Source organism: Ideonella sp. P3_A4 (assembly GCF_056403075.1).
This window is the reverse complement of record NZ_JBFUGE010000432.1, coordinates 1-5074: the sequence shown is the minus strand read 5'-3', so window position 1 is coordinate 5074 and position 5074 is coordinate 1. Positions and strand designations below refer to the sequence as shown.

Annotated in this window: 7 protein-coding genes and 1 pseudogene; 3 read left to right on the top strand and 5 right to left on the bottom strand. The window is 62.5% G+C overall.

The genetic code is table 11. The features are described 5' to 3' along the window. Nucleotides 1-708 (bottom strand): Ig-like domain-containing domain (locus AC1DYI_RS26070; protein ID WP_477207037.1); only part of this gene is annotated, 708 nt, incomplete at its 3' end. A 373-nt stretch (nt 709-1081) separates the two neighbouring features. Here AC1DYI_RS26070 and AC1DYI_RS26065 point away from each other — a divergent pair. Together AC1DYI_RS26065 and AC1DYI_RS26060 are read left to right on the top strand one after the other, a co-directional pair. Beyond that, nucleotides 1082-1237 carry a hypothetical protein gene (locus AC1DYI_RS26065; protein ID WP_477207036.1) on the top strand — a complete coding sequence of 52 codons (156 nt, stop codon included), beginning with the start codon at nt 1082-1084 and terminating at the stop codon, nt 1235-1237. Nucleotides 1238-1278: 41 nt separating this feature from the next. Next, on the top strand, nt 1279-2502 hold the full coding sequence (locus tag AC1DYI_RS26060) for a phospholipase D-like domain-containing protein (RefSeq protein WP_477207035.1): 1224 nt from the start codon (nt 1279-1281) through the stop codon (nt 2500-2502). Between the two features lie 64 nt (nt 2503-2566). Here AC1DYI_RS26060 and AC1DYI_RS26055 read toward each other — a convergent pair whose 3' ends face one another. The 3 genes from AC1DYI_RS26055 to AC1DYI_RS26045 all read right to left on the bottom strand — a co-directional run bounded on the left by AC1DYI_RS26055 (nt 2567) and on the right by AC1DYI_RS26045 (nt 4220). After that, complete coding sequence (locus AC1DYI_RS26055; RefSeq protein ID WP_477207034.1) at nt 2567-3151, bottom strand: cysteine hydrolase family protein; 585 nt, start codon at nt 3149-3151, stop codon at nt 2567-2569. A gap of 115 nt (nt 3152-3266) precedes the next feature. Then, nucleotides 3267-3851 carry a diguanylate cyclase gene (locus AC1DYI_RS26050; RefSeq protein WP_477207033.1) on the bottom strand — a complete coding sequence of 195 codons (585 nt, stop codon included), beginning with the start codon at nt 3849-3851 and terminating at the stop codon, nt 3267-3269. Between the two features lie 30 nt (nt 3852-3881). After that, on the bottom strand, nt 3882-4220 hold the full coding sequence (locus AC1DYI_RS26045) for a PRC-barrel domain-containing protein (protein ID WP_477207032.1): 339 nt from the start codon (nt 4218-4220) through the stop codon (nt 3882-3884). A 191-nt stretch (nt 4221-4411) separates the two neighbouring features. Between AC1DYI_RS26045 and AC1DYI_RS26040 the strand changes: the two genes are divergently transcribed. Next, nucleotides 4412-4807 (top strand): DUF3597 domain-containing protein, encoded by a 396-nt coding sequence (locus tag AC1DYI_RS26040; protein WP_477207038.1) that lies wholly within the window; start codon nt 4412-4414, stop codon nt 4805-4807. Nucleotides 4808-4851: 44 nt separating this feature from the next. Here AC1DYI_RS26040 and AC1DYI_RS26035 read toward each other — a convergent pair. Further along, a pseudogene (locus AC1DYI_RS26035) lies at nt 4852-5074 on the bottom strand (metallophosphoesterase); the annotation flags it as partial.

The window sequence follows — 5074 nt, the reverse complement described above, 5'->3', positions numbered from 1 at the left end:
GAACAAGGTGTCGGCAGCCAGCGTGTTCGGGGTCGACGGCGTGAAGGTGGCCGTGCGGGAAGCGGCCACATAGCCGACAGTGCCGGCCACGGCGGTGCCCAGCGTGGTGTTGGTCACCGTGAAGCTGGTGTCCGTCAGCGTGCTCGCCAACATCGCTTCGCTGAAGGTCGCAGTGATGCGGCTGTTCGTCGCGACGCCGGTGTCGCCGTCGTCGGGCAGCGTGAAGGTGACTGTCGGCCGGGTTGAATCGACCGCTGCGGCGGTGCTGGTGACGAAGCTCCACACGAAGGCCGTGCCCATCGCCAGGCCGGTGGTGTCTTGAACGGAGGCGTCGACGGTGGCTTCGCAGGTGGTGGTTGGCGGCAGCGCGTCGTCAGGCGTCAAGGTGGCGGTCAGGGTGGCCGCGTCGTAAGCCACACTGGCAGGCACCGGCGTACCGGCCGGGCAGGCCAGCGAGAAACTGGCGGCCGTGATCGACGTCTCGTCCATCGGCTTGCTGAAGGTGGCCTGGACCAGGGTGTGCGTGTCAACGTCCGTCTCGATCGGCGTGCTCGCCGCAGGCACCGTCGCGGTGACGGTGGGCAACTGACCCACGTCCGGCCCGCCGAGGATGGGATCGCGGCTACCGCCGCAGCCAGCCAGCGCGGCCACTGTGAATACGAGTGCCCCCAGGGTGAGGGCACTCAATGGCTTGCAGAACGGATTCATGGCAACTCCCTTGCTCAGCGATCCGCAGGTTGTAGTGGCTCGATATCGCGTCGGTCTGTGCGCCATCACACAGATCGGCCAGTCGCCTCTTCCAAGCGTCCGCCAAACCAAGACGTCAGCGCATCGCGTCTCAAAGGGAGCTTCCCGATGGACCGTCCAAACTCCAGCATCTGAATTTGGCGCAGCGCGATGTCGCGCCGGGCCGCATCAAACATGCTGCTCGGGGGCGGGGGGTGAGCAGCCGGTTGTCGGCCAAGTCAGCGATAGCCTTCGCCGTGGGTGGCGCGTGCCTCCTTTCCTGGCACCTTGGCCTTGTGGGCGTCGTAAGGCACAGCAATTGCCCGTCCGCGCGAAAGGGTTGCACGAGGGATACATGACTGAAGGTTTGACCGACCTGGGTGAGTTGCGGATATTGATCGTCGACGATCTGGTATATGCCGCAACGTCGCTGAGCCCATGGAACCAGATGCGCTCAGCCCGCTGCGGCTCGTGGCGTGCCAGCGAAAAGCCAGCCGCGCTGCTGGTCTGATCTAGGTGGTTTTGGTGTGGGGGACACTTCTCGCGATTGTGGTGATCGTCCAATTGCTCGTGATCTGGTCGATCCGGCGCCACCGCGACCCTTCACTGAGGATCGAGTGCGACGCTCCCATTGCCGAACTGATGCCCAGCCTTTCAGGGCTGACACTTGGCACCGTGGTCGCTGGCAACCGCGTCGAGGTTCTCGAAAACGGGGCGTACTTCGACGTGCTGCTGCAGCGAGTCTCACAGGCGCAGCACACGGTCCATTTCGAGACGTTTCTATGGAAGGATGGTGAGCTTGGCCAACGGCTGGCCGATGCCTTCGTCAAGTGCGCACGCTCTGGCGTTCAGGTGCGTGTCCTACTCGACGCACAGGGCTCCAAGCACGCCGGCAAAGAGGTCGTAGCGCGCATGCGCGCCTCCGGCTGCCAAGTGCACTTCTTTCACAAGCGGGCTCTGCGGAACATTGGAGTGCTGAACGACCGCGATCACCGCAAGATCGTCGTCCTGGATGGACGTGAGGCTTTCGTGGGTGGTCACTGTGTTGTCGACGAGTGGCTAGGCAATGCCGAAGACGGGCTGCATTTCGCAGACGTCAGCCTGCACCTGCATGGGCCAATCGTGCACAGTCTTCAAGGTGCGTTCAGCGAGAACTGGGCGGGCGAGACCGGAGAGTTGTTCCTTGGTGACGGCGTCTTTCCAGAACTGAAGCCCCAGGGCGACGTGTGCATCCACGCAGTGTTCGCGAAGCCGGAGAATTCTGCTCCGACGGTCAAGATCCTCCACCACACCGCTATCTGCGTGGCCCGCGAGCGGATCTGGATCCAGAACCCCTACTTCATTCCCGAACCCGATGCGATCGACGCGCTGGGGGCCGCGGTTCGAAGAGGGGTGGACGTGCGCGTTCTGATGCCATCGACCAGCGGTTCTGATAACCCGATGGTGCAGCACGCCGGACACCGCAACTTCCAGAAGCTGCTGGAATGCGGCGTGCGGCTCTTCGAGTATTCGCACACGCTGCTTCACCAGAAGATCCTCACTGTCGATGGCGCATGGAGTGCCATCGGGTCCAGCAATTTCGACGATCGCAGCTTTGAGACCAACGACGAAATCACCCTGTCCGTGGCCGATCCGGAACTGGCGAAGCGCCTGGACGCCATCTTCATGAAGTACGTGCAGCGCGCGCAGGAAGTTGAGCTACAAGCCTGGAAGCGCCGGGGTCCTTGGCACCGGCTCAAGGACCATGCTTACTATCTTCTAAACGAGCTCCTGTAGTTCCCACTCGAATGAAGCGGCCGCGTGTTAGCAGTCGCCGTTATCCGGTGGAGGTTCGCCTCTGTCAGTTCGCGGGCCCTGTCAGAGCTTTGACGGCTCTTTCCATTTGCTGCAATGCAGTTTGTTTGGCCTGTAGGTCCTCCGCTGCCGTGCAGTCTTGAGGAACCCAGAGCTCGTAGCCTCTGAGGTATGCATCCATGGCCGTGAACAGCACGCAGCTATCCGTCGCGAGCCCGGTGACGATCAGGCGCTTGCACTGCAGTTGGGTCAACAGCAGATTTAGCGCGGTGGCATGAAATGCCGAATGACGCGGCTTGAGGATCGTGCAGTCGCCGCGCATGGGCCGCAGTGCGCGGGCGATTTGCCCTGCCGGCCCCGACTTGCGACTGCATCGGTGCCACACGTCATCGAAGTCGGCTCGCCAGACCCCATAGTTGTCGTTGGCGAAAACAGTCTGCAAACCGCGTTGGCGAACTCGATGGCGCAGACGCACGCAGGCTTGTGCGGCCCGAACTGCCGACGGCGCCAAGCTGCTCGCGCCATCGAATTCCAAGGGGTTGATGAAATCAACCAGCAAGAGAACGACCGGGCTGGGGCGCAGCGGCGGATCTGCGATTCGGCGGCTGGTTGAAGACAAAGTGCTGACCACTGCAATTCGGCTTGGCGAAGGGTCAAGGGCATGCGGGGTGCCAGCCTCGTTGCAGGGCGCGGAATCTAGCCAAGGGTCACAGGACAGCGGCTGGACTTCTTCCCCGGATCGAAGCTCAAGCGGTAGGAGCGCCCATTGGCGCTGTGCGGGCCGTGCGAACGCGCCAGCAGCGCCAAAGCTCCTCTGCAAACGGAAGAACGACCAAGACGGTGCAAGACACCAGCACGCCGGCTGTATAGCCAGTTGGCAATCGCGTGGATTTCCAGCGCAGTGTCCAGTCCGCGGCCAAGTCGTTCATGTCGACAGCGGCCAGCACTTGATCTCTGTGCAACAGGCTCAATCCGACCAGGCCCACCCACGGAACGGCAAACTGAATGCAGTGGATCCATTGCTCCAAGGGGCCAACTTTGCGGTGACGATTGGCAGAGACAAGGTCGCACCAGAAGAGAATCTCATGGACGGTGCAGGCGACCAGCAACCAAGCGAGCACGCCAGCGTTGATCTGCAACGTCAGGACAGCCACGGTGGCCACGCCGAGCGTGGCTAACATCAATGCGTGAAGCACTGCCTCGGTCCAGCCTGAGGTCAGTTCCATGCGCTCGGCCTTGTGGCAAAGCCAATCGCCCAAGCCGGCCGCGGCCCAAATGGGCAGCAGACCGTACATCAGCGCGGCCTTGAGCGATTGGTCGAGGCTGACCATCAAGCGGCGCTTTGAGCGACGGGCTCGTGGCTACCAGCCGATGCCGTAGAAGTCATACACCCGACGGCCGTAGTCGTCGGTGTAGGCAGGTACGTCGCTTTGATGGTACTTGGGGGCCTTCTCAAGTTGCTTCGCATCGAGGGGCACCACATAGCCGTCTTTTTGGGTGTCGTACTTCAGCATAGACCACGGAACCGGATAGCGATCGGTTCCGATGCCAAGGAAGCCGCCGAACTCCAGCGCTGCATAGCGCACGAGCCCGGTCCGCTTGTCGATCATCAGGTCGTCGATCGACCCCAGCTTGTCGCCGGCGATGCTGTAGACGGCCGTGCCTTCGACCTTGTCGGATGAAATTACTGGGCAGTTCATTGCGGACTCTCCTAAGTGTGTCCTGGCCGGGGATCGACCGGGGTACACCGGCGACAGCAACGGCCGTGCCGGGCCGAGTCCTGCCGGATGCCCGCACGGGGCACTGAACTCTTCTGAGACGCGCGGCTTGTATTGACCCGACCGGTCAGGAATGCCTCTTGCCCGGCCGTGGCACCACTACTGGAAGCATCATGAGCATCTTTGGACAAATCCTGGCGAAGATCTTTCCGCCAGACCACCCCGCCGTCAAAGCCGACCAGCCTTCGACTGCTCCCGCCGGCACGGCATCGGCCCCATCGACAGCAACCTCCGCGGTCCAACCCATGGACCCGGTGGACGTGGGCGATGTGCTGACCGCATTGGCCACGGTGAACCCGGGCCCGTCCAACTGGAAGACTTCCATCGTCGATCTGCTGAAGCTTCTTGGCCTGAGCAGCGATCTGACTGCGCGCAAGCAACTGGCTGCGGAACTGGGCTACACCGGGGATACCTCGGACTCGGCGTCGATGAACATCTGGCTGCACAAGCAGGTGATGGCCAAACTGGCGGCCAATGGAGGCATGGTTCCGGCCGACATGAAGCACTGACTCGGCCATCGGGGCGCCCAGACGCCCCCGCCGATGACGCCAAGCTACACGGACGCCTGCTGCCAGCCGTCAGGCTTCCATTCATAGCGTTGGCGGGTTGCCACCGAAAACGCGCGTTCATCAGGTTGCCAGGCCCAGCGTTCGATATCGATGATGTCCCCGTCAATGCGCAAGCGGTTGAATGAATTGGTCTCGCCGCGGCTGCGCGTCGACGTGGCTGTCCCCGCCTGGACGACCAGTGCGTTGAAGCCGTCCATCGGGTAGCGT